This window comes from Azospirillum sp. TSO35-2 (genome assembly GCF_003116095.1).
Lineage (GTDB): Bacteria > Pseudomonadota > Alphaproteobacteria > Azospirillales > Azospirillaceae > Azospirillum.
The window spans coordinates 428,644-451,921 of the sequence record NZ_LGRA01000018.1 but is presented as its reverse complement, the minus strand read 5'-3'; the positions used below and the strand labels follow the sequence as shown (position 1 = coordinate 451,921).

Genomic DNA, 23,278 nt, shown 5'->3' with positions numbered 1-23,278 from the left:
TCGGTGGCGATCAACACGATGATCCTGTCGCTGCTCTACCGGCTGCCGCCGGAGCGCTGCCGCTTCATCATGATCGACCCCAAGATGCTGGAGCTGTCGGTCTATGAGGGCATCCCCCACCTGCTGACGCCGGTGGTGACCGACCCCAAGAAGGCGGTGGTCGCGCTGAAATGGACGGTGCGGGAGATGGAGGACCGCTACCGCAACATGTCCAAGCTGGGTGTGCGCAACATCGAGGGCTACAACGTCCGCCTGCGCGAGGCGCGCGAGGGCGGCGAGTCGCTGACCCGCCGGGTCCAGACCGGCTTCGACCCGGATACCGGCAAGCCGCTGTTCGAGGAACAGCCGCTCGACCTCACCGAGCTGCCCTACATCGTGGTGATCGTCGACGAGATGGCCGACCTGATGCTGGTCGCCGGCAAGGACATCGAGGCGGCGATCCAGCGCCTTGCCCAGATGGCGCGCGCCGCCGGCATCCACCTGATCATGGCGACCCAGCGTCCCTCGGTCGACGTCATCACCGGCACGATCAAGGCCAACTTCCCGACCCGCATCAGCTTCCAGGTGACGTCGAAGATCGACAGCCGCACCATCCTGGGCGAACAGGGCGCCGAACAGCTGCTGGGCCAGGGCGACATGCTCTACATGGCCGGCGGCGGCCGCATCACCCGCGTCCACGGCCCCTTCGTTTCCGACCACGAGGTCGAGCAGATCGTCAGGTTCCTGAAGGCGCAGGGTGAGCCCAACTACGTCGACGCCATCCTGGAGGACGAGGAGGGCGACGCGCCCTTCGACGACGGCGGCGTGGCGGGGGCCGGCGGCGGGTCGGGCGACGACCTCTACGACAAGGCGGTGGCGGTGGTCTGCCGCGAGCGCAAGGCGTCGACCAGCTTCATCCAGCGCCAGCTCCGCATCGGCTACAACTCCGCCGCCCGCCTGATCGAGCGGATGGAAACCGAGGGGGTGGTCAGCAAGCCCAACCACTCCGGCAAGCGCGAAGTGCTGGCGCGCAACATCGACGAGTGAGTGTTTTCCACCGCCCGTTGACAGCGGCGGGGCGCGGCACCAATATCGGGGGTAGGCGGACCGGGGACCGTAATTCCCCGGCCCGCCCGCCCGATCTTAGTGCAGAAGGTCAAGCAGACGCTTGACGATCTCCAGCACCAGGATCAGGAGAGTGAGGAAGCGTTCCATCCTCATACCCTCCGTCAGTGCGGCGGCGATGGCGGCCCTCCCGCCATCGCGTCCGCCCGCGGAGTATGGCGCAGGCGAAAGCGTCCACGAACGGGAAATGCACGCGGTCGTGTTCTTTTCCTGATTGCAGTTGCGCTCAGCGCCGCAGCGGCACCAGCGATCCCAGCAGGAACAGCGCGGCAGCGGACACCACCACGCTTGGTCCCCCCGGCAGATCCCAGTTCAGCGAGGCCAGCAGCCCCGCCACCACCGCGGCGACGCCGAAGACCGAGGCCAGGGCCGCCATCGCTTCCGGCGTGCGGGCGAAGCGGCGGGCGGCGGCGGCCGGGATGATCAGCAGCGACGTGATCAGCAGGATGCCGACGATCTTCATGGCGATGGCGATCACCAGCGCGATCAGCAGCATGAAGGCCAGACGCAACGCCTCGACCGGCATACCCTCCACCCGCGCCAGATCCTCGTCGACCGTCACCGCCAGCAGCCGGCGCCACAGCAGCGCCAGACCGCCCAGCGCCACCGCGCCGCCGCCGTAGATCGCCATCAGGTCGCTGTTGGTCACCGACAGGATGTCGCCGAACAGGTAGGCCATCAGGTCGACGCGCAGCGTCTCCAGAAAGGCGAGCGCCACCAGCCCGAGCGACAGCGACCCGTGCGACAGGATGCCGAGCAGCGTGTCGGCCGCGAGGTTGCGACGGCGTTGCAGTGCGACCAGCGCGAGCGCCAGCGTCACGCACACCGCCATCACCCCGATCATCGGGTTGACGCCCAGCAGGAAGCCCAGCGTCACCCCCAGCAGGGCCGAATGGGCCAGCGTGTCGCCGAAATAGGCCATGCGCCGCCACACCACGAACGACCCCAGCGGTCCGGCCAGCAGGGCGATCCCGCCGCCGGCGGCGAGCGCGCGGATCACGAAATCATCCATGGCAGCAGTCCCCGTCATGGCCGGACACCACATGGCCGTCCTCGGCATGGGCGTGGTCGTGGTGGTGCAGGTAGACGGCGAGGTCGGCGGCGTGGCCGCCAAACAGCGCGTGGTATTCGGGATGGCGGCTGACATCCTCCGGCCGGCCGGAGCAGCAGACATGCGCGTTCAGGCAGATCACCCGGTCGGTGCGCGCCATCACCGTGTGCAGGTCGTGGCTGACCAGCAGCACGCCGCAGCCGCGGCGCTGCCGCACCTCGGCGATGCGGGCGAACAGCTCGGCTTGGCCATGGACGTCGACCGCCTGGTCGGGCTCGTCCAGCACCAGCAGGTCGGGCTCGCCCAGCAGGGCGCGGGCCAGCAGCACCCGCTGCATCTCGCCGCCGGAGATGGTCTGCACCGCCGAATCGGCCAGCCGCGCCACCCCGGCCTCGTCCAGCGCCGCGGCGATCCGCTCCGCCGTCACCGGCCGCCACAGGGCCAGGAACCGCCGCACGGTCAGCGGCAGCGTCTGGTCGACCGACAGCCGTTGCGGCATGTAGCCGATGCGCAGGTTGGGGCGCCGCATCACCCGCCCGGCGCTGGGCGCCACCAGCCCCAGCACGGCGCGGACCAGGGTGGTCTTGCCGGCGCCGTTGGGGCCGATCAGCGTCACCACCTCGCCCGGCTGGACGGCAATGTTGACGCGGTCGAGCACGTCGCGCCGGCCGAAGCGGACGGTCAGATCCTCGGTCCAGGCAAGCGGGCCGGCGAACAGCGGGGGGGCATGGCGGGACAGCTGGGGTGTTGACATGTTACGTTATAACGTGACATCCGTTTGCGCAGTGTTTCCTATGCGCCCATAGCATCGGCCTGTCCAGCCAGACGAGAGGAACCCTCCCATGCGCCGCCCCACCCTTGCCGTCCTCGGCGCCGTCGTCGCCCTGCTGCCCTGTGCCGTTCAGGCCGCCGCTCCCAAGGTGGTGGTGTCGATCAAGCCGATCCACTCGCTGGTCGCGTCGGTCATGCACGGGGTCGGGACGCCGGACCTGCTGGTGCGCGGCGGCGCCTCGCCGCACAGCTACACGCTGAAGCCGTCGGACGCCAAGGCGCTGTCGGCCGCCGATCTGGTGGTCTGGGTCGGCCCCGACCTGGAGGGTTTCCTTGGCAAGCCGCTGTCGGCGAACGCCGCCAAGGCCCGCGTGCTGACGCTGATGGAGGTGAAGGGGCTGACCCGGCTCGACGCGCGCGAGGGCGGTGCCTGGGAGGCGCACGACCATGGCGGCCACGACCATAAGGGGCACGACCACAAGGGGGATGAGCATCACGATGATGAGGAGGTGAACGCCCACATCTGGCTCGACCCGGACAACGCCCGCGTCATCGTCACCGCGACGGCGGAGGCGCTGGCGGCCAGGGACCCGGCCGACGCTGAAACCTACCGCAGCAACGCCGAACGCACGATCCAGGCGCTCGACGCGCTGGACGCCGAGTTGAAGGCGACGCTGGCGCCGGTGAAGGAGAAGCCCTTCGTCGTCTTCCACGACGCCTACCAGTATTTCGAGACGCGCTACGACCTGTCGGCGGTCGGTTCCATCACCGTCAATCCGGACCGCCGGCCGTCGGCGAAGCGGCTGTCGGCGATCCGCGCCAAGATCGCCGGGCTGGACGCCGCCTGCGTCTTCGCCGAACCGCAGTTCGAGCCGGCGCTGGTGAACACCGTGGTCGAGGGCACCAGGGCGAAGACCGGCGTACTCGACCCCGAGGGCGCCGATCTGGCCGAGGGCGAGGCGCTCTACCCCACCCTGCTGCGCAACCTCGCCGCATCGCTGCGCGGCTGCCTTGGCGCTTAAGCGGCGGCGGGGCCCGTGCACGATCGGATCGCGTAAAATCGGGATCGATTTGAAGCGTGAATCCGAGTGCCAAACCAAGCTTTACAGCGTCTTGCGTTTCACTTTAAACGCAAGACGCTGTAAACCGCTGGAGCGGGGGCGGTGCCGTCGTCGGTGAAGCCCGGTTCCAGGGGGATTGTGTCATGAAGATCGGTATCGTCGGGTGCGCGGGGCGCATGGGCCAGATGCTGGTGCGCGAGATCGCGGCGACCGCCGGCTGCACGCTGGCCGGCGGCACCGAGCGGGTGGGCGGTCCGGCGCTGGGCAAGGATCTGGGGCTGCTGGCCGGGATCGACGAACTCGGCGTCACCGCCATCGACGACCCGGTGGCGCTGTTCGCCCAGTCGGACGCGGTGATCGACTTCACCAGCCCCGACGCGACCGAGCGCCACGCCGCGCTGGCCGCGCAGTCGGAGACGGTGCTGGTCGTCGGCACCACCGGGCTGAACCCGTCGCAGCAGGCGGCCATCGCCACCGCGGCGACCCACACCGCCATCGTCCAGTCACCCAACATGTCGCTGGGCGTCAATTTGCTGCTGGCGCTGGTCGAGCAGGTCGCCCACACGCTGGGCGACGACTTCGACATCGACATCCTGGAAATGCACCACCGCCGCAAGGTCGACGCGCCGTCGGGCACCGCGCTGGGCCTCGGCCATGCGGCGGCGGCCGGCCGTGGCGTCAGGCTGGAGGATGTCTGGCAGAAGGTCCGCGACGGCCACACCGGGGCCCGCCCGCGCGGCGAGATCGGCTTCGCCACCCTGCGCGGCGGCGACGTGATCGGCGACCACACCGTGATGTTCGCCGGCGACGGCGAGCGGGTCGAGCTGACCCACAAGGCGTCGGGTCGCCAGATCTACGCCAAGGGCGCCGTCCGCGCCGCCCTGTGGGCGCAGGACAAGACGCCGGGGCTCTACAGCATGCGGAACGTGCTGGGGATGTGATGGCGTGTCAGCGCTCTCCGTCCACCGGAAGGAGAGCGCTTGTTTCCAGTCCGTCCCGCGCCAGCACCGCCAGGAAGGCGTCGATTACGCGGGGGTCGAAGTGGCTGCCCGATTCGGCGCGCAGCAGCTCCAGCACCTCCGCGATCTCCCAAGCCTTCTTGTAGGGCCGGCGGTGCAGCAGGGCGTCGAAGACGTCGGCGACGGCGACGATGCGGCCGGCCAGCGGGATGGCGTCGCCGGACAGCCCCTTGGGGTAGCCGCTGCCGTCGAACTTCTCATGGTGGCTTTCGGCGATCTCGGCGCCCATCGACAGGTAGCCGCGGCGGTCGGTCCCACCCGACGCGTCGCGCAGGATGCTGCCGCCGATGGCCGCGTGTTCGCGCATCACCGCCATCTCCTCCGGGTCGAGCCGGCCGGGCTTGCGCAGGATGGCGTCGGGGATCCCGACCTTGCCGACGTCGTGCAGGACGCTGGCCAACCCGACCATGTCGCAGAAGCGGTCATCCAGCTCGTCGGCGAACGCGCCGCGGGCGCGCAGTTCCCGGGCGATGGCGGTGGCCCAGCGGCCCAGCCGCTTGACATGGTCGCCGGTCACCTCGTCCTTGTACTCGGCCAGCTTGCCCAGCGCGTGGACGGTGGCGATTTGCGCCCGGTTCAGCCGTTCGTAGAGGTGCAGGTTGTCCAGCCCAACCGCCGCCTTGGCGCCGAGCAGCTCCAGCAGCGGCCGGTCGGCCTCGACGAAGGGGCCGCCGAGCAGGCACAGCGCCAGGGGCGGGGCGTCGCGGCTGCGCAGGATCGCCACGCCATGCCCGGCGCCCCAGCGCGCCTGCCCGTCGGCGAGCGCCGCGGCGAGGTCGGCGCGGACCGCCGGCGGCAGGTTGGCCGCCGCACCGGCCGCGGCGAGGATCGCCGGCCCTGCCCCGCCCCCGTCATCCACCAGCAGCACGCTGTCGGCGTCGGGCATCAGCGCCGCCGCCCGTTCCACCAGCGCGCTCAGGAACCGCGGGCGCGACCGTTGCGCGGCGAGATGGTCGGCGGCGGCCATCACCCTCTCCAGCCCCTGCCGGCCGCGTTCGATGGTCGCGATGTGCTGGTAGGAACGCAGCGCCGCGACCGTGGCGGTGTAGAGCTTCTGCGCGGTCAGCTCGCTCTTGGCCTTGTAGTCGTTGATGTCGTAGGCGGCGATCACCTGCCGCTCCGGCGCCTGGCCGGGCTGGCCGGTGCGCAGGATGATGCGGACCTGCCGGTTGCCCAGCTCATCGCGGATGTGGCGAACCAACTCCAGCCCGGCGTCGTCGGTCTCCATCACGACGTCGAGCAGGATGGCGGCGATGCCGGCGTGTTCGGCGAGCAGGGCGCGCGCCTGCCGGGCGGTGTAGGCCGACAGGAAACGGACCGGCCGCTCCTCGAACGTCATTTCGCCGAGGACGACGCGGGTGATCGCGTGGACCTCGTGGTCGTCGTCGACGATCAGGATCAGCCAGGGCGGGTTGCGCCGGCCACCGTCCGACCCGCCCTTGGCGGCTTCGGCGGCGAATTCCAGCACATCGCCACCCGATTCCGCGACCGTCGCGACCGCCGGTCCGCCCCCGTTGCCCCCGTCGACCATCGCCGCCCCGCGCATCATTCCCACGCCCGCAAGCGGCCGGACATCACCGGCGCGTGCAGCCGCCACGCTGCCGACAATTTTCGGTGAATTCAGCCAGCTTTGTCAACAAAACGGGGGGAGTGGCGGTTCGGCCCGCCGGCGTCAGGCGGTCCGCTTCCAGGCGACGGTCAGCAGGCCGGCGCCCATCAGCAGCGATCCGCCGACCCGGTTGACCGTGCGCTGCACCGCCGGGGCGCGCACCGCCCGCCGCGCGGCCGAGGCCAGCAGGGCGTAGCCGGTGGCGTTCAGCGTCGCCAGCACCAGGAAGGTCGCCTCCATCACCGCCATCTGCTCGACCAGCGGGCGACCGGGGTCGAGGAACTGCGGCAGGAAGGCGACGAAGAAGACGATGCTCTTGGGGTTCAGCGCGGTGACGGCGTAGGTGTGCAGCATCATGCGCCAGGGCCGCACGGCCGCGTCGTCGGCCGGTGCGTCGCCCGTGGTGACCGGGGCCCGCCACAGCTTGAGGCCGAGATAGGCGAGATAGGCCGCCCCGATCCATTTCAACCCGGTGAACAGCGCCGCCGAGGTCGACAGCAGCACGCCCAGCCCCAGCATCGAGGCGGTCATCGCGGTGAAGTCGCCCAGCGCCACCCCCGCCACCGTGGCCATGGCGGAGCGGCGGCCGTGGCCCAGGGCGTAGGACACGACGATCAGCACCGTCGGCCCCGGGATCATCAGCATGACGACGGAGGCGGCGGCGAAGGCGAGCCACAGTTCGACGGACATGGAGCGGGTCTCCGATTCGGCAGGACCCGCCCATCAATCCACAGCGCCGGCCGTGGCGCAAGGGTCAGGCGCGCCGAACCTTGCGCCGCGCGCTCCACACCGCCGCCAGGAACGGCACCGCCAGCAGGACCTGCAGGGCGGCCCAGCCCAGGGCCTCCCAGTTCGGGCGGCTCCAGTCGACCTCGTGCAGGGCGTCCAGGAACGGCAACTGCCCGTAGATCAGCGATTCGAGCGGAACGAAGCCCTCGGCCAGCACCGTCAGCAGCGCCGCCAGCAGCAGGCCGCCGGCGAGCGCCGATTCGACCGGCAGCCGGCGGACGGCGCCGCACAGGCATCGGGCCGGCGTATCGGCGACCGGCACCGCCGGGCGGAACAGGCCGGCGATGCCCAGCGCGTCGCGCGGCGCCGCCCCGACCGGCCGGCGGGCGACGCGGATCAGCCCCAGCGCCGGCAGCGCCACCGCAGGGATCAGCAGATAGGGGTTGGGGAAGTCGCGGTAGCGGCCGTCGAAGACGATCAGCAGCGACCACACCAGCGCCGCCACGCCCAGCGCCACGGCGGTCCAGCGTCCCACCCGCTCGGTGCGGGTCAGGGCCGGGCGCGGGTGGCGCAGGCCCGACAGCGGCTCGCGCGCCAGCCCGCCGCTGGCCAGCGTGCGGTGGGCGGTCAGCAGCACCGCCAGCGACAGGGCGGCGGTCAGCGCCAGCATGCCGGTGGAGAGCGCGGTGTCCTGCCAATAGTGCTTGCCGTGGGCGGCGACGAAGGCGGCGCGGACATAGAGGGTCGACAGCGCCTGGGTCAGCAGGATCAGCGCGGCCCAGCCGGTGCCCGGCAGGTGGCGGCGGAGCGCCGCCATCCCGGCGAGCAGCACCAGCGCGATGCCGCCGGACAGCGCGAACAGCCACGGCCAGGCGACGTTGCCGACCACCGGGCCGGCAAGGCGGAATTTCGGCGTGCGGTCGGCGTTGTAGAGGCCCCAATGGCCGCCGACCGTGCCCTCCAGCTTGGCCTTCCATTCCTGGTCGAAGGCCTCGATCACGTTGTAGTCGAAGCCTTCCTGCTCGGCCATGCGGACGAAGGCGTTGACGAACTTGGCCTTGTTGACCAGCCCGGGCACCGCGGCGCCGCGCGACCGTCCGGCGGTCGGCCAGCCGGTTTCGCCGACCAGGATCGGCTTGCCGGGGAAACGCTGGGCGATGGTGCGGTAGCTCTGGCGGATGCGCTCCGTCGCGCCCTCGACGCCGGCCGGCACATCCTCCCAATAGGGCAGCAGGTGGATGGTCAGGTAATCGACGTGGGAGGCGATCTCCGGGTATTTCAGCCACCATTCCCAGACGTCGGCGTAGGACACCGGCTGTTTCACCGCCGCCTTGACGCGGTCGATGTAGCCGGCGACCTGCTCCGGCGTCAGCTCGCGGCGCAGCAGCACCTCGTTGCCGACGATGACGCGGGTGATGACGTCGGGGTAGCGGTTGGCGAGATCGACCAGCGAGGCGATCTCCGCCTCGTTCTTGTCGGGCTTGGAGGACAGCCACGCCCCCATGGTGACCGTCAGCCCGTGCTTGCGTGCCAACTCCGGCACGACCTGGAGCCCTTCCAGCGACGTGTAGGTGCGGACGCCGGCGACCTGCGGGGCGAGCGCGGCGAGGTCCTCCTCGATCTGCTCCGTGGTCGGGAAGACGTGGGTCAGCGGGCTCTGGCCGTCGCGGAAGGGCGCGAAGGACACGCTGCGCAGCTTGCCGCCGGGTGGCGGATCGAGCGGCACCGGGCGGTTCGGCAGGGACCAGACGGCGAGATTCGCGAGGCCGGCGACGAGCATCGCGGCGAGGATGAGGATCAGGCGCATGGGCGGGATGTCTACACCAAAGGCTTGACGGTTTGAACCGGCGACCGGGGACCAACAGCCCGGACGGCGCTTTTATTCACCCGGCCGTCCAAGAAAATGGGCCAAGAAAATGGGCGCGTCCCCGGTGAGGGAGGCGCGCCCGTCAGGTCGGTCAAGGATTGAGTGACGTGCCTTGCGTCACGAAACGGTAAACCGGCGGGAGGGGGAGTTTATTCCGGCGCCAAAGGGCGAAATTCGGTGGGGTTAGCCCCCCTCACCGCTCCACGAACGCCTTTTCGATGACGAAGCCGCCCGGCTCGCCGTTGGTGCCCATGGTGAAGCCGCGGCGCTCCATCATCGAGGTGGTCTCGGCCAGCATGGCGGGGCTGCCGCAGATCATCACCCGGTCCTTTTCGGCGTCCAGATCCGGCAGGCCCAGGTCGGCGAACATCTTGCCGGTTTCCATCAGCGTGGTCAGGCGGCCCTGGTTGCGGAACGGCTCGCGCGTCACGGTCGGGTAGTACAGCAGCTTTTCCTTGACCTGCTCGCCGAAGAACTCGTTCTCCGGCAGGCTGTGCTGGATCAGGTCGTCGTAGGCCAGTTCGGCCACGGTGCGGGTGCCGTGGGTCAGGATCACCCGGTCGAACTTCTCGTACATCTCCGGGTCCTTGATGATGCTGAGGAACGGCGCCAGGCCGGTGCCGGTGCTCAGCAGATACAGGTTCCGCCCGGGGAGCAAATTGTCGGTGACCAGCGTGCCGGTCGCCTTGCGGTTGACCAGCAGGGTGTCGCCTTCCTTCAGGTGCTGCAGGCGCGAGGTCAGCGGGCCGTCCTGCACCTTGATGCTGAAGAACTCCAGCGTTTCCTCGTAATGGGCGCTGACGAGGCTGTAGGCGCGCAGCAGCGGCCGGCCCTCGACCTCCAGCCCGATCATGGTGAACTGCCCCGGCAGGAAGCGGAACGAGGGATCGCGGGTGGTGGTGAAGCTGAACAGCGTATCGGTCCAGTGGTGGACGGTCAGCACGCGTTCCTTGATGAGGTTGCTCATGGGCGTTCCAAAACCTGCGGTGCCAAGTCTTGCCTGGCGACGTTAAGTGCCGATATCCGGGACGCTGCGTTCAGGTGGCCTGATGCACGGAGACACAAGGCGGGCTGCCGCGACGCAACGGCCGAAACCTATCAACAAACCCGGCCAAAGGCCACGGATTTATACCAGTCAAATGACGGGCTTTGCGGAGATCAACACAAACAATTCCGTACAACATTGACCTTGGTCAATTCGCCGCCTACTCCGCGCTGGGTGGGGCAAACAGGTAGGGCGACAGGCCGCGCAGGTTCTCGTCGACGATAAGCCGGTGATTCAGCGGCGGAAACGCCCGTTGCGAGCAGTCGAGACGTGGGCACAGCCGGCAGTTCACGCCGATCGGCGTCGCCGCGGCGGTGTTGGACAGGTCGAAACCGTCCGCATAGGTGACTTGCGCCGCGTGCTGGACGTCGCAGCCGAGCGCGATGGCGAACTGCTGCGGCGGGCTGCGGTGGCCGCCGCCGGCCTTCACCACGGTGCGGGCGATCGAGAAATAGGCGGTGCCGTCCGGCATCTCCGCCATCTGGCTGTGGATCTTTCCCGGGGTGCGGAACGCCTCGTAGACGACCCAGCGCGGGCAGCCGCCGCCGAAGCGGGCGAAGTGAAAGCCGGCGCCGGAAAAGCGTTTCGACACGTTGCCGGCGCTGTCGACCCGCATGAAGAAGAAGGGCACGCCCTTGGCGCCGCTGCGGTGCAGGGTGGTCAGGCGCTGGCAGACCTGCTCGAACGAGGCGTCGAAGCGCCGGCGCAGGATCTCGATGTCGTAGCGGACCTGGGTCGCCGCCTCGTGGAAACGCTGGTAGGGCATCATCACCGCGGCGGCGAAATAGTTGGCCAGCCCGATGCGGGTCAGCCGCCGCGCCTCGTCGCCCGACAGGTTGGCGGCGTCGACGATGCCGTTCAGCAGGTCGCGGTGGCGCAGCAGCGCGATCTGGCAGGCGAGCTGGAAGTTGCGGCCCGACGGCGCCAGCATTTCCGACAGCAGCACCCGGCGGCTGTGACGGTCGAAGCGGCGCACGGCGTAGCCCATCACCTCCGACGGCAGCAGGCGGACGCGGACGCTGTGCTGGGTGTTCAGCCAGTCGACCAGCCCGCGGTAGAGGTCGCCGCGCTCCAGCTTGCCGTCCTGCCACAGCGCCTCCGCCGCCTGCTCCAGCTCGGGGAAATGGTTGGAGTGGGCCTGGAACAGGTCGCGCACCTCGTCCTGCGGAAAGCCGGTGCTCTGCACCAGATGCAGCTTCTCGCGGTCGGCCACCCGCTCGGCGAGCGCCTGGAGGTCGTCGCGGGCGCCGCGGAAGCCGCGGTAGAGCGCCACCACCGCCTGCCCGAGCGTCGGCGCCACCGCCGCCAGCTCGCGGAAATCCTGGTTCTTGATGTCGGAGCCGTCGAACAGCGGGTCGGCGAACACCTCGCGCAGGCCGGCGACCAGACGGCTCTCCTCGTCCTCGGCGAAGGCCTGGAGGTCGACGCCGAACTGCTGGCCCAGCTTCAGCAGCAGCGGCACGGTCACCGGCCGCTGGTTGTGCTCGATCAGGTTCAGGTAGCTGGGGGAGATGCCGAGCTGCTCCGCCATCTGGGCCTGGGTCAGTCCGTGGTCGCGGCGCAGGCGGCGGACCTTCGGACCCAGCATCGCCTTCTTTTCCATGGTCGCCACGACGCCTCGCCGATTTACAAGATTTACGGATTTACACGATTGTTCGGACGGCAGTTTACAAACGGACCTTTTTACAAACAAGGGCTTATTGCAACGCACAGAGGGTAGGTTTAACTCTTGATCCACGGCCGCGCTGTAAAGCGCAAGCGGCCCCGCAGACGGTCCGGAGCGCCCCTGAACTGGCACCCCACAAAAAGGCCGCCGGGACCGACAGAAGGCCCGCCCCGAGATCTCCCTTTATCGCCCCGCCGGGCGTGACCGGACAAAAGGAACCTGACCCATGTCGCTCGATGAAAAGACCAAGACCGCCATCCACGCCGCCCGCTACGAGGGCATCCGCCGCGACTACACCATGGACGACGTCAAGCGTCTGAGCGGTTCGGTCAAGATCGAGTACACGCTGGCCGAGCTGGGCGCGCGCCGCCTGTGGGAGCTGCTGAAGACCGAGCCCTACATCAACACGCTGGGCGCGCTGACCGGCAACCAGGCGATGCAGGCGGTCAAGGCCGGCCTGAAGGCGATCTACCTGTCGGGCTGGCAGGTCGCCGGCGACGCCAACACGGCCGGCCAGATGTACCCGGACCAGAGCCTGTATCCGGTCAACTCGGTCCCGGCGGTCGTCGAGCGCATCAACAACACCTTCAAGCGCGCCGACGAGATCCAGACCTCCGAGGGCAAGGGCGACACCTACTGGTTCGCGCCGATCATCGCCGACGCGGAAGCCGGCTTCGGCGGCCCGCTGAACGCCTTCGAGCTGATGAAGGCCATGATCAAGGCCGGCGCCGCCGGCGTGCACTGGGAAGACCAGCTCGCCTCGGAAAAGAAGTGCGGCCATCTCGGCGGCAAGGTCCTGATCCCGACGCAGCAGCACATCCGCACCCTGAACGCCGCCCGCCTGGGCGCCGACGTCTGCGGCACCTCGACCCTGGTCATCGCCCGCACCGACGCGGAGTCGGCGCAGCTGATCACCTCGGACATCGACGAGCGTGACCACCCGTTCATCGACTTCGACAGCGGCCGCACCACCGAGGGCTTCTACCGCCTGAAGAAGGGCCTGGGCGTCGAGCATTGCATCGCCCGCGGCCTGTCCTACGCGCCGTACTCGGACCTGATGTGGTGGGAGACCTCCAAGCCGAACCTGGACGACGCCCGCCGCTTCGCCGAGGCGATCCACAAGGAATTCCCGGGCAAGATGCTGGCCTACAACTGCTCGCCGTCCTTCAACTGGAAGGCCAACCTGGACGACGCGACCATCGCGAAGTACCAGCGCGAGCTGGGCGCCATGGGCTACAAGTTCCAGTTCGTCACGCTGGCGGGCTTCCACAGCCTGAACTACTCGGCCTTCACGCTCGCCAAGGGCTACGCCGAGCGCGGCATGGCCGCCTACTCCGAACTGCAGCAGGCCGAGTTCGCGGCCGAGAAGGACGGCTACACCGCCACCAAGCACCAGCGCGAGGTCGGCACCGGCTACTTCGACGCGGTCGCCACGGCGATCTCGGGCGGCCAGTCGTCCACCACCGCCTACAAGGACTCCACCGAGGCTGACCAGTTCCATTGATCGCAGGTTCCGATCATTGGGATTGGTCCGTGATCCGGTGTGCGAGCCGGATCTTTTCGAACGGCTGATGCTTTGACTTGCCGACGGCCGGGGGCCTTCCCCCCGGCCGCTTTTTTGTGTCCGCTCCGCGGCGTGCCGAATCGACGGCGACGGGATCGCGACCTATGATGAGCGCCGCCGTGGTAAGTCGCCGTTGCAGCCCCGCCCCTATGGTATGGCTGACCTGCGCGACCTCAACCCATTGTAGCCTCTGGTTCGGCCGAAAGTCTTGAGCGGGGCTGGAAAATTGCCCTTGCATCCAGCCGTGGCCCGGCGGTTTCCGCCGTCCAGCCTTGGTTGCGGCGCGGAATCCCTTGTTGACTTGGGAACGCATCGGGACCAAGTAAGTCCGCATGCTGAAAACAAACCGATCTGGGACGTAAAGGTCCCTCAACGCCGGCACCCGATCTCAGGGCACCGGCGGGCGGGACTGGCCGCCGCGCATTCCGTTGCGCGGCGATGACCGATTCCCCGCTCCGCCCCTGCCCCGGCGGGTTCTCCGTCACCAGATGCCCTCCGGCCCGATTTCCTGGCCGGATTTCTTCTGGGGAGATACTCCGGCGTCCTTGGTCGAAACAATGGAAGGACATGACAGTATGGATCAATCGCTCGCAGGAAAGTCTATTGCTATCCTCGTCTCCAACGGCTTTGAAGAAGCGGAGATGACCGAGCCGCAACGCGCCCTGATCAAGACCGGGGCCAACTTGCGCACCATCTCCACCGAGACGGGTCTGGTCAACGGCTGGCACGGCAAGTCCTGGGGCCATTACTTCCCGGTGGACAAGCATCTGAGCGAGGCGCTGGGCGCCGACTTCGACATGCTGCTGCTGCCGGGCGGTGAGCGCAGCGTGGCGAAGCTGCAGCAGTCGGCCCACACCCGCCGCATCGTCGGCCATTTCCTGGACGCCGGCAAGCCGATCGCCGCGATCGACCAGGGCATCCAGCTGCTCGCCATTCCCGGCAAGCTGCGTGGCCGCCTGCTGGCCGCCCCGGAAGCCTACCGCGCCGACCTGACCGCCGCCGGCGGCAAGATCAGCGAAGACGCGCTGGTTGTCGACGACATCACGGTTTCGGCCCTGGGCCAGGACCAGTTGAACGAGTTCGTCGAAGCCGTGGTCAAGCTGTTCACCGAGCTGGGTTCGGTTCGCAAGGCCGCCTGATCTCCATCCTCAGCCGGTCTCGAAACGGCCGCCGCACCGTCGGGTGCGGCGGCCGTTTTCGTTTTGGCGTCTCGCTCCCTGCTCCCCTCCGCCCGCCGCGCGATCTCCCACCAATCCACTCGCCTTTCGCGTTGATTATTTTAAACATTCGGATTAATAAGATTGAGGGTCCAATGCGCTGATAATGCGGTGTGCCCTCTGTGGGCAGGCGGGGCGAGAGGGCGGGCAATATGGCTAAAATACAAGCATTCGGTCGTCTCACCATCCGCGCCAAGATCATCATCGCGGTGCTTGGCACCGTCGTGATGGCTGGCGCTTTCGGCATGTTCACGCTCAGTCGGCTGGAAATCCTAAACGGCGCCGCCGAAACCATGCGCAGCCGGTCGTTGCCGGCCACCCAACTGGCCGGGCACCTGACGGCGTCGGCGCAGAGCTACCGCATCGCCGAGGCGGCCTACGCGCTCGCCACCAACGAGATGCAGGTCAACCAAGCGGAAAAGGGCTGGACCGAGGCCGCGGCCGAACTGTCCGCCCGGCGCGAGGCCGCCGCCGCCCGCTTCGCCGGCGGCGAGGGCGCCCAGCGTCTTGCCCACTTCGACGAGGCCTGGACCGCCTACGCCGCCGCCGCCGACCGGGTGCGGACGGCGGCCCGCGCCGGGCAGGCGCAAGCGGCGGTCAGCGTCTTCAAGCGCCCGAGCGCCGTCGCCTTCGCCGCGGTGCAGGAGGCGCTCGACGCGCTGGTGGACGGGACGATGGCCGATGCCGGCGCCGTCGCCGACCAGGGGGCGGAGGTCTACCGCAACGCCCACACCATGGTGCTGGCCGCGGTGACGCTGTGCACGCTGCTGGCGCTGGGCTTCGGCGCGGCGCTGGTCCGCGGCATCTCCCGCCCGATCCTGACCGTCGCCTCGGCGCTGGAACGGCTCGCCGCCCGCGACTTCTCCGCCAGCTTCGACGAGGGCCGCCGCGACGAGATCGGCCGGATGGCGACCGCGGCGCGGGTGTTCCGCGACACCATGCTGGACACCGAACGGCTGCAGCAGGAGCAGGAGCGGCTGAAGGCCGCCGCCGCCGAGGAGCGTCGCCGCGAACTGCGCGGTCTCGCCGACGGTTTCGAGGCGACGGTCAAGCGGCTGGTCGAGGCGCTGGCCGCCTCCACCGCCGAGATGGCCGACGCCTCCACCGCGATGGCGCGGGGCGCCGCCGAGACGGCGCGCCATTCCGGCGCGGTGTCCGACGCCGCCGGTCGGGCCTCGGCCAACGTCGACAGCGTCGCCGCCGCCACGGCGGAGCTGTCGGCCAGCTTCGGCGGCATTTCCCGGCTGGTCGCCGATTCCGCCGGGATCGCCGCCGCCGCCACCCGCGACGCCGAACGCGGCACCACCGTCATGGGCAGCCTGGCCGAGGCGGCGGAGGAGATCGGCAAGGTGGTCGACATGATCTCCGGCATCGCCGGCCAGACCAACCTGCTGGCGCTGAACGCCACCATCGAGGCGGCGCGCGCCGGCGAGGCCGGCAAGGGCTTCGCCGTGGTGGCGAGCGAAGTCAAGAACCTCGCCAACCAGACCCATGCGATGACCGAGCAGATCGGCCAGCAGATCGGCGCGGTGAAGGCCGCCTCCGGCCGGACGGTCGAGGCGATGCGCGGCATCATCGGCCAGGTCGGGGACATCACCCAGTCGACCGCCGAGATGGCGACCTCGGTGGAGCAGCAGAGCGCCGCCACCACCGAGATCAGCCGCAACGCCCAGCAGGCGGCGATCGGCACCACCGAGGTGTCGCGCAACGTCGTCGACATCCAGCGGGCGGAGCGTGAAACCGGCGTCGCGACCCAGAACGTGAAGCGGTCGGCCGACACGCTGGCCGCCCAGGCGACCCGGCTGAAGCAGGAGGTCGACGCCTTCCTGGCGGAAATCCGCGCCGCCTGACCCGGATCGGCCGCGCCGTCAGGGACCGCTTGGCGGCGCGGCCTCGCCCACGGTGGGGACCGGGGGTGGGGCTGCCGCGCGCAAGGCAAGGCGGCCGATCCCCGGCAGCTTGACCGCAAGGTCGAGCGGGTCGATGCCGACCGTCAGGCCGAGCAGGTTGACCTCCACCCCCTCCTCCGACGCCAGCAGCAGGCCGGCGATGCCGAACAGGCTGACCTGCCAGCCGGTGCCGCTCGGCGCCCGTGCAACCAGGCCGGCCCCCAGATAGTCCTTGCCCAGCGCCGTCGACGGCAGGTCGAGCCGCAGTTCCGGCACGGCGCGCCCTACCCAGGCGGCGAAGGTGTTGCTGTTGGGGCCGGGCCACACCCGATATTCCCCGGCGTAGGGATAGCGGCCGGCGGCCGCCGCGATCTTGGGGATGGCCGCCGCCGCCGCGGCGCCGCGCAGTTCCGCCAGCACCGTCGGCGCAGAGCCGAACCAACGCCCGTCCGGCGCCCGCTGGCTGACCGACACCACCGGCAAGCCGCGATAGAGCCGCCAACCGATCACCTCATACACGGTGTAGGCCCGCGCCCCCGCCGGCTTCACGGCGAACCAGGGATGCACGCCAAAGGCGCCGCGCCACGACAGGGCGCGCGCGGCGTAGACCTGCACCACCGCCTCCGGTGTTGCGGCCGGGTCGGGCGCCAGACCGACCGGCGTCCGGTCGGCCCTGGTCCAGTCGACGCCCGTCGACGCGGTGCCGGACACGATCACGAAGGCCGGCCCGGCGAGCAGCAGGACCAGCACCAGCAGACACGACAACAGCACCGTCACGGCATTCTCTCTCGCTTCGTCCGGACGCGCTGCGGCATGCCGGTTGATGGGGCCGCCGTAAGATGGGTGCCTCAGAGCCTACGTTCCACCACCCACGCCTTATGGGCGCCCCCGGAGCCCCCGGCGGCCAACGTCCGGACAATGACGGAAGAGAACGACCGTTCCCCGGCTTGTCCCTTGTTGCCCAATATGTATTATATTGTATTATCACTCTGGCGCCGCTGATTTTCAGGCACCTACAAGGCTGATTTGTTTAATAACCCCGCCTCGGCCTGAACCGGCGCCGCGTTCCTCTTTCCGAAGGATCCCGTCCCGTGACCATCCCTGGCCATACCGCCCCGATCGGGCTTTACGAACGCAACAAGGCGCGCCCCTTCCTCGGCTCGACCCGCTGCACCCGCCGCGGGCTGGTGGCTGGCGAATGGACCGAGCTGGAGTTGGTCTACGACGTCGGCGCCTCGGGGCTGGCCGACGGGGCCGGCATCAAGCTGGCGATGAAGTTCTATTCGGATTGGGCGCTGTTCCAGACCAGCGACCCCACCGCCGCCAACTACGTCTCGGCGGAGTATGAGGCCGGGCCGCTGGTGCCGGGACAGAGCCCGGCGACGGTGCAGGCGCTGAAGGTGCGCTTCGACCAGAAAGGCCATGAGCGGCCCTACCAGAAGGCGATCATCATCGACGTGATCGACGGCTATCTCAACCCCGGCGACCGCATCGCGATCCGGTTGGGCGACCGGCGCCAGGGCGGCCCGGGCACCCGCGTGCAGACCTTCGTCGAGCAGGGCTTCCGCTTCCGCGTCTTCATCGACCCGCTCGGCAGCCAGAAATACGCCGAGGTGCCGGGCGACTGCGTGCTGGACATCGTGCCGGGCGCGCCGGCCGCGCTGCGTCTGGTGGCGCCGCGCCTGATCGCCCCCGGCCGGGCGGAGGTCGTACTGCGCGCCGACGACGCCTGGGGCAACTGCTGCACCGACACCTCGATCGACGCCACGCTGACCCTGACCGGTCCGACCGGCACGACGGAGCGCGCCATCACCCTGTCGCCCGACCCCCAGGCCAACGGCTGGACCGTCCGCCGCGAGGCGTTCGACCTCACCCCCGGCGAATGGCGGGTGGAGGCGACGGCGCCCGGCCTCGCCGCCGCCGACGCCTTCGTCACCGTGGAGGACGGGGTGCCGCGCACGCTCTACGCCGACCTGCACGTCCATTCCAACGACACGGTCGGCACCAACGACACCGCCTACAACCTGTCCTACGGCCGCGACGTCGCCGGGCTGGACGTGCTGGGCTACACCGCCAACGACTTCAACGTGACGGAGCGCGCCTGGACCGAGGCGGTGGCGCTGATCGACCGCTTCAATGAGCCGGAGCGCTTCGTCTGCTATCCGGGAACCGAGTGGTGCGGCAACTCCGCGGCAGGCGGCGACCACAACGTGATCTTCCTGCGCGACGGCCAGCCGCAATTCCCCACCGACGGGCGCGGGCAGCCGGTGCGCTCCTTCGAATGGAACGAGTCGACGCGTGGCGCGCTGCGCCCCGGCGCCTGGCCGCTCGACGATCTCTACGCCGCCTACCAGGACGATCCGGAGGGCCATCTGCTGATCCCCCATGTCGGTGGCCGCCGCTGCAACCTCGATTGGCACCATCCGGAGCTGGAACGGTTGATCGAGATCGGCTCCGCCTGGGGCCAGTTCCACTGGGTCTACGCCGAGGCGCTGGCCCGCGGCTACCGCCTCGGCGCCTCGGCCAGCAGCGACGAGCATCAGGGGCGCTGCGGCGGCGGCGCGCCGGCGACGGCGGTCTTCGGCTCGCGCGGCGGGCTGACCGGCGTGCTGGCCGACCGTGCCGACCGCGCGACGGTTGGCCAGGCGCTGCGGGCGCGTCGCACCTTCGCCACCACCGGCGAGCACAGCGTGGCCACCCTGCGGCTGGGCGACCGCTGGATGGGCGAGGTGGTGACCGCCGCGGCGGCGGAGGACGCGCTCGACTACCGCCTGCTCGGCGACCGCGGCTGGGAAAGCTTGCGCCTGTTCGATGGCGACCGGATCGTCTGGGAACGCGACCTGCACCGCGAGCTGGGGCTGTCGGACCGGCGGATCCGCTTGCGGCTGGGCGGCGCCCGCATCAGGGACCGCTATCGCGGCGCCTATTGGAGCGGCGGCGTCACCATCACCGGCGCCGCCGTGCAGCGTGTCGATGCCTTCGGCTTCGACCATCCGGAACAGGGCTGCTGGCGCCGGGACGCCACCACCGTCGCCATCCGCACCGTCACCCACGGCGACACCGACAGCGTCGAGCTGACGCTGTCGCAACTGGCGGGCGCCCGCATCCGGGTGCATCTCGAGATCGGCACCTACGTCAAGGTCGGCAACCCGCTGACGCCACCGCCCAACCCGCACGCGCCGGAAGCGGTGCTGGAGATCGACGGCGATGCCCTGCTGGACGATAGCGGGCCGCTGGCCGGGCGCGTCACCCGGACCCTTCCCGGCACCGAGTTGGAGGTGACGGTGGAGCGGATCACCGAAGCGCCGCTGCCCCGCGACGTGGCCGGGCGCATCCCGCTGGCCGGTCTCGGGCTCGCCGCCGGCCGCGAGCACCCGCTGTTCCTCACCGCCCGCCAGCGCGACCAGTCGCGGGTGTGGACGTCGGCGCTGTTCCTGACACCGTAAGCGGGACACCGGGGCCGTGCCCGTCGCGCGGCTCCGGCAGGACGTTCTTCCCGCGGCAGGGAAGGATTTGCTCCAGTGCGCGCGTCGCAGCATCGGGACGATGACGAGGCGGCGGCGCTGGCGACGAAGTCCAGCAGGAAGGGCGCGCAGCCCGGCGTCAGCATCGCTGGCCATAGGGATCAGCGCCCTGCGCCGGGTCGGCGCGTCAAGCGTCGCGACGGTCTTGTCCATCGACAGGACGTCTGGCTTCGTCGCCATGGCGCGGGCAATGGCGACGCGCCGCTTCATGCCGCCCGACAGCATGTGCGGGTGGACGTCAGACCCAGTTCCTTCTCCGCGCCTATCGGCAGGATCGAAGCTAACACTTGACGCCGCTCTTAAATCCTATTTTCCTATAGGAAATACTGATTAAACAACAGATCGATCTGGTGTTTAATCGCGACGGGCCGGACGACCTCTCCCCACCCCAAACAGGCAGGAGCGTGACATGTGCCGATCGGATGAGCTGGACCGGATGATGATGGCCTCACTGACCCCGTCGGCGGTCGGACTGCTGCTGCCGCCGGAGGACGACACCGACGCCGATCATCGCGCCGGCGTTGCGACGCTGATCGGCCTTGGGCTCGTCGCGGCGAGCCTGCTGCCGCTCCTATCGGCGTGGCGCTGAGCGCGTTGGCCGCCGCCTGTGCGCAGGTCTGGTCCTGATCCCTGTTCCCGACGGAGACCCACACGATGCCGGACACCCATGCTTCCGTCCCTCACCCCGCCGATCTGGCCGACCTCCTGTCGCCCGACCTGAGGGAGGCGGCGGAGCGGCTGTTCCTGAACGCCCGCACGCCGCAATCCTGGTCGGACCGGCCGGTGCCGGTCGAGACGCTGCACCGGCTCTATGATCTGGTCCGGCTTGGCCCCACCGCCTTCAACGGCGCCCCGGCCCGCTTCGTCTTCCTGACCACGCCGGAGGCCAAGCAACGGCTGGCCCCGGCGCTGAGTCGTGGCAACCAGTCCAAGCTGACGGCCGGCGCCATCGCCGTCGTTGCCTACGACCGCGTCTTCTTCGAGCATCTGCCGACCTTGAGCCCGCGCTACGACCCGTCGGCGCTGTTCGTCGACGCGCCGGAGCTGGCGGAGACCACCGCGTTCCGCAACGGCTCGCTCCAGGCCGGCTACCTGATCCTGGCCGCCCGGCTGCTGGGGCTGGATGCCGGGCCGATGTCGGGGTTCGACGCCGACGCGGTCGACCGCGAGTTCTTCGCCGACGGCCGACTGCGCACCAACCTGCTGGTGGCGCTCGGCCACGCCGACGGCCCGTCCGCCCATCCCCGCGCACCGCGCCTGGATGCCGCCAAGGCCGTCGTCATCCTGTAATCGCACGTTCGGCCCAGCCGACGGGGAGAGAGGTCATGAGCGTGAACGACACGGCCGCCGGACTGCCGGCGGTCAATGGGGAGGCTCGGCCATCCGGCCGGTCCGCGCCACGGGGCTGGCCAAAAGAGTGGTCGCGCCTCGGCACCGCATCGCTGCTGTGGTTCATCGCCGCGGCGGTGACCGCGCTGTGGGCCGACGCCGACGAGTGGGAGCGGACGGGCGAGTTCGCCAGCCTGCTGGCGGTGGCCGGCGGCGTCCTGGCCTTCGCCGCGCCGCTGGCGGGACGCGCCCGCCAGACCGCGGGCGGTCGCCTCAAGGGGGCTGCCGGCCGGCTGTCGGCGGCGGTGCCCTGGCTGATCGTGCTGGCCATCGGCCTGATCGGCTGGGAGATCCTGACCGCCAAGCTGAACCTGCTGCCGCGCCCCTTCTTCGCGCCGCCGCAGGCGCTGCTGGAGGTCTATCTCGACGACTGGCCGCGCCTGCTCGATTGCCTCGCCGCGTCGCTGACGCTGCTGGTCACCGGCTACGCCATCGGGGCGGTTCTGGGGGTGGTGACCGGCGTCGCCATCGGCTGGTCGCGGGCGGTCGGCTATTGGGTGCATCCGGTGCTGCGGCTGATCGGGCCGCTGCCGGCCACCGCGTGGCTGCCCATCGCCTTCTTCGCCTTCCCCAGCAGTTGGAGCGCCAGCGTCTTCCTGATCGCGCTGGCGACCGGGGTGCCGGTGACGATCCTGACCTGGTCGGGGGTGGCGGGGGTCAACAGCGCCTTCTACGACATCGCCCGCACGCTGGGTGCCTCCCCCCGCTTCCTGGTGTTGAAGGTGGCGGTGCCGGCGGCGATGCCGCATGTCTTCGTCGGGCTGTTCATGGGGCTCGGCGCCTCCTTCGCCGTGCTGGTGGTGGCGGAGATGCTGGGCGTGAAGTCGGGCATCGGCTGGTACCTGCAATGGGCCCAGGGCTGGGCCGCCTACGGCAACATGTACGCCGCGCTGCTGGTGATGGCGTTGGTCTGTTCCGGTCTGGTGACGCTGCTGTTCCGCGTCCGCGACCGCCTGCTGGCCTGGCAGAGGGGAATGCTGAAATGGTAGCGCTGGAAACCACCGACACCGCCGGCATGACCATCGACGTTCAGGTGGTCAGCCACGGCTTCGAATTGCACGGCGCCCCGCTGCCGGTGCTGGATGGCGTCGATCTGCGGGTGGAGCCGGGCGAGCTGGTGGCGCTGCTGGGGCCGTCGGGCTGCGGCAAATCCACCCTGCTGCGGCTGATCGCCGGGCTGGAGCCGCCCAGCCGGGGCAGCATCTTCGCCGACGGCCGGCCGATCGGCGGCCCCGATCCCTCGCGGGTCGTGGTGTTCCAGGACCCGACGCTCTACCCCTGGCGCACCGTGCGGGAGAATGTGACGCTGGGGCTGGAGGCGCGTGGTTTGCTGCGCAGCCACGGCCACCGGGTGGAGCAAGCGCTGGATCTGGTCGGCCTGTCCGGCTTCGCCAGGGCCTACCCGCACCAGCTCTCCGGCGGCATGGCGCAGCGCGCGGCGCTGGCCCGCGCGCTGGTCAACGACCCGCGCCTGCTGGTGCTGGACGAACCGCTGGGCAAGCTGGACAGCCTGACCCGGCTGGCGATGCAGAGCGAGCTGGTCGAGCTGTGGCGCAGCAAGGGCTTCACCGGGCTTCTCGTCACCCACGACATCGAGGAGGCGCTGTTCATGGCAACCCGGGTGATCGTGTTCAGCGAACGTCCGGCCCGCATCACCGCCGACCTGACCATCGACCGCCCCTATCCCCGCCATCGCGGCGACCCAGTGCTGACCGAGTTGCGCCACCGGATTCTCGAACTGCTCGGCCTGGCCGAAACCTGGTGAGGACACCC

The 23,278-nt window shown here is 69.8% G+C and carries 19 protein-coding genes and 1 pseudogene; 11 read left to right on the top strand and 9 right to left on the bottom strand.

All coding sequences use genetic code 11. The annotated features are described in order from the left end of the window. Positions 1-1,026: FtsK/SpoIIIE domain-containing protein (locus TSO352_RS12925; RefSeq protein ID WP_282183856.1), on the top strand; the 1,026-nt coding region annotated here is incomplete at its 5' end. A 304-nt stretch (positions 1,027-1,330) separates the two neighbouring features. Here the strand turns inward: TSO352_RS12925 and znuB are convergent. Continuing rightward, positions 1,331-2,116: a zinc ABC transporter permease subunit ZnuB gene (gene znuB / locus TSO352_RS12920; RefSeq protein ID WP_109107728.1), complete on the bottom strand. Its 786-nt coding sequence runs from the start codon at positions 2,114-2,116 to the stop codon at positions 1,331-1,333. Next, entirely contained in the window at positions 2,109-2,909 is an 801-nt protein-coding gene (gene znuC / locus TSO352_RS12915; protein WP_199231591.1) for a zinc ABC transporter ATP-binding protein ZnuC, read from the bottom strand. The genes znuB and znuC overlap by 8 nt, the downstream gene beginning before the upstream one ends. A gap of 88 nt (positions 2,910-2,997) precedes the next feature. On the opposite strand from znuC, the gene znuA reads away from it, so the two are divergent. Both znuA and dapB read left to right on the top strand, forming a co-directional pair. Then, complete coding sequence (gene znuA, locus TSO352_RS12910; protein WP_109107727.1) at positions 2,998-3,948, top strand: zinc ABC transporter substrate-binding protein ZnuA; 951 nt, start codon at positions 2,998-3,000, stop codon at positions 3,946-3,948. Positions 3,949-4,130: 182 nt separating this feature from the next. Further along, positions 4,131-4,928 (top strand): 4-hydroxy-tetrahydrodipicolinate reductase, encoded by a 798-nt coding sequence (gene dapB / locus TSO352_RS12905; protein WP_109107726.1) that lies wholly within the window; start codon positions 4,131-4,133, stop codon positions 4,926-4,928. Between the two features lie 7 nt (positions 4,929-4,935). Here dapB and TSO352_RS12900 read toward each other — a convergent pair whose 3' ends face one another. The 5 genes from TSO352_RS12900 to TSO352_RS12880 all read right to left on the bottom strand — a co-directional run bounded on the left by TSO352_RS12900 (position 4,936) and on the right by TSO352_RS12880 (position 11,859). Beyond that, complete coding sequence (locus TSO352_RS12900; protein ID WP_247872069.1) at positions 4,936-6,555, bottom strand: response regulator; 1,620 nt, start codon at positions 6,553-6,555, stop codon at positions 4,936-4,938. A 123-nt stretch (positions 6,556-6,678) separates the two neighbouring features. Further along, entirely contained in the window at positions 6,679-7,305 is a 627-nt protein-coding gene (locus TSO352_RS12895) for a LysE family translocator (RefSeq protein ID WP_109107725.1), read from the bottom strand. Positions 7,306-7,369: 64 nt separating this feature from the next. Further along, the gene (locus TSO352_RS12890) at positions 7,370-9,151 is read right to left on the bottom strand and encodes a glycosyl hydrolase family 17 protein (RefSeq protein ID WP_109107724.1); all 1,782 of its coding nucleotides are present in this window, start codon (positions 9,149-9,151) and stop codon (positions 7,370-7,372) included. Positions 9,152-9,404: 253 nt separating this feature from the next. Beyond that, complete coding sequence (locus TSO352_RS12885; RefSeq protein ID WP_109107723.1) at positions 9,405-10,178, bottom strand: ferredoxin--NADP reductase; 774 nt, start codon at positions 10,176-10,178, stop codon at positions 9,405-9,407. A 238-nt stretch (positions 10,179-10,416) separates the two neighbouring features. After that, positions 10,417-11,859, bottom strand: a complete 1,443-nt coding sequence (locus TSO352_RS12880; RefSeq protein WP_109107722.1) for a short-chain fatty acyl-CoA regulator family protein — start codon at positions 11,857-11,859, stop codon at positions 10,417-10,419. A gap of 289 nt (positions 11,860-12,148) precedes the next feature. On the opposite strand from TSO352_RS12880, the gene aceA reads away from it, so the two are divergent. From aceA to TSO352_RS12865, 3 genes are all read left to right on the top strand, one after another. Beyond that, positions 12,149-13,426: an isocitrate lyase gene (aceA, locus tag TSO352_RS12875; protein ID WP_109107721.1), complete on the top strand. Its 1,278-nt coding sequence runs from the start codon at positions 12,149-12,151 to the stop codon at positions 13,424-13,426. A 617-nt stretch (positions 13,427-14,043) separates the two neighbouring features. Beyond that, positions 14,044-14,625 (top strand): DJ-1/PfpI family protein, encoded by a 582-nt coding sequence (locus tag TSO352_RS12870; RefSeq protein ID WP_348770610.1) that lies wholly within the window; start codon positions 14,044-14,046, stop codon positions 14,623-14,625. A 230-nt stretch (positions 14,626-14,855) separates the two neighbouring features. Then, entirely contained in the window at positions 14,856-16,553 is a 1,698-nt protein-coding gene (locus TSO352_RS12865; RefSeq protein WP_109107719.1) for a methyl-accepting chemotaxis protein, read from the top strand. 18 nt (positions 16,554-16,571) lie between these two features. Here the strand turns inward: TSO352_RS12865 and TSO352_RS12860 are convergent, their stop codons facing one another. Then, complete coding sequence (locus TSO352_RS12860; protein WP_199231590.1) at positions 16,572-17,369, bottom strand: DUF3750 domain-containing protein; 798 nt, start codon at positions 17,367-17,369, stop codon at positions 16,572-16,574. Between the two features lie 314 nt (positions 17,370-17,683). Here TSO352_RS12860 and TSO352_RS12855 point away from each other — a divergent pair, with 314 nt between their 5' ends. Continuing rightward, positions 17,684-20,038 (top strand): hypothetical protein, encoded by a 2,355-nt coding sequence (locus TSO352_RS12855; RefSeq protein WP_109107718.1) that lies wholly within the window; start codon positions 17,684-17,686, stop codon positions 20,036-20,038. Positions 20,039-20,272: 234 nt separating this feature from the next. Here the strand turns inward: TSO352_RS12855 and TSO352_RS34265 are convergent. Continuing rightward, positions 20,273-20,341 (bottom strand): annotated as a pseudogene (locus tag TSO352_RS34265) (ATP-binding cassette domain-containing protein); the annotation flags it as partial. A 184-nt stretch (positions 20,342-20,525) separates the two neighbouring features. On the opposite strand from TSO352_RS34265, the gene TSO352_RS12845 reads away from it, so the two are divergent. From TSO352_RS12845 to TSO352_RS12830, 4 genes are all read left to right on the top strand, one after another. After that, entirely contained in the window at positions 20,526-20,705 is a 180-nt protein-coding gene (locus TSO352_RS12845) for a hypothetical protein (RefSeq protein ID WP_109107717.1), read from the top strand. A gap of 65 nt (positions 20,706-20,770) precedes the next feature. Then, entirely contained in the window at positions 20,771-21,406 is a 636-nt protein-coding gene (locus tag TSO352_RS12840) for a malonic semialdehyde reductase (RefSeq protein WP_109107716.1), read from the top strand. 35 nt (positions 21,407-21,441) lie between these two features. Then, complete coding sequence (locus TSO352_RS12835) at positions 21,442-22,494, top strand: ABC transporter permease subunit (protein ID WP_109107715.1); 1,053 nt, start codon at positions 21,442-21,444, stop codon at positions 22,492-22,494. After that, on the top strand, positions 22,488-23,270 hold the full coding sequence (locus TSO352_RS12830; protein WP_109107714.1) for an ABC transporter ATP-binding protein: 783 nt from the start codon (positions 22,488-22,490) through the stop codon (positions 23,268-23,270). Before TSO352_RS12835 ends, TSO352_RS12830 begins: the two co-directional genes overlap by 7 nt. The last annotated feature ends 8 nt before the right edge of the window (positions 23,271-23,278 follow it).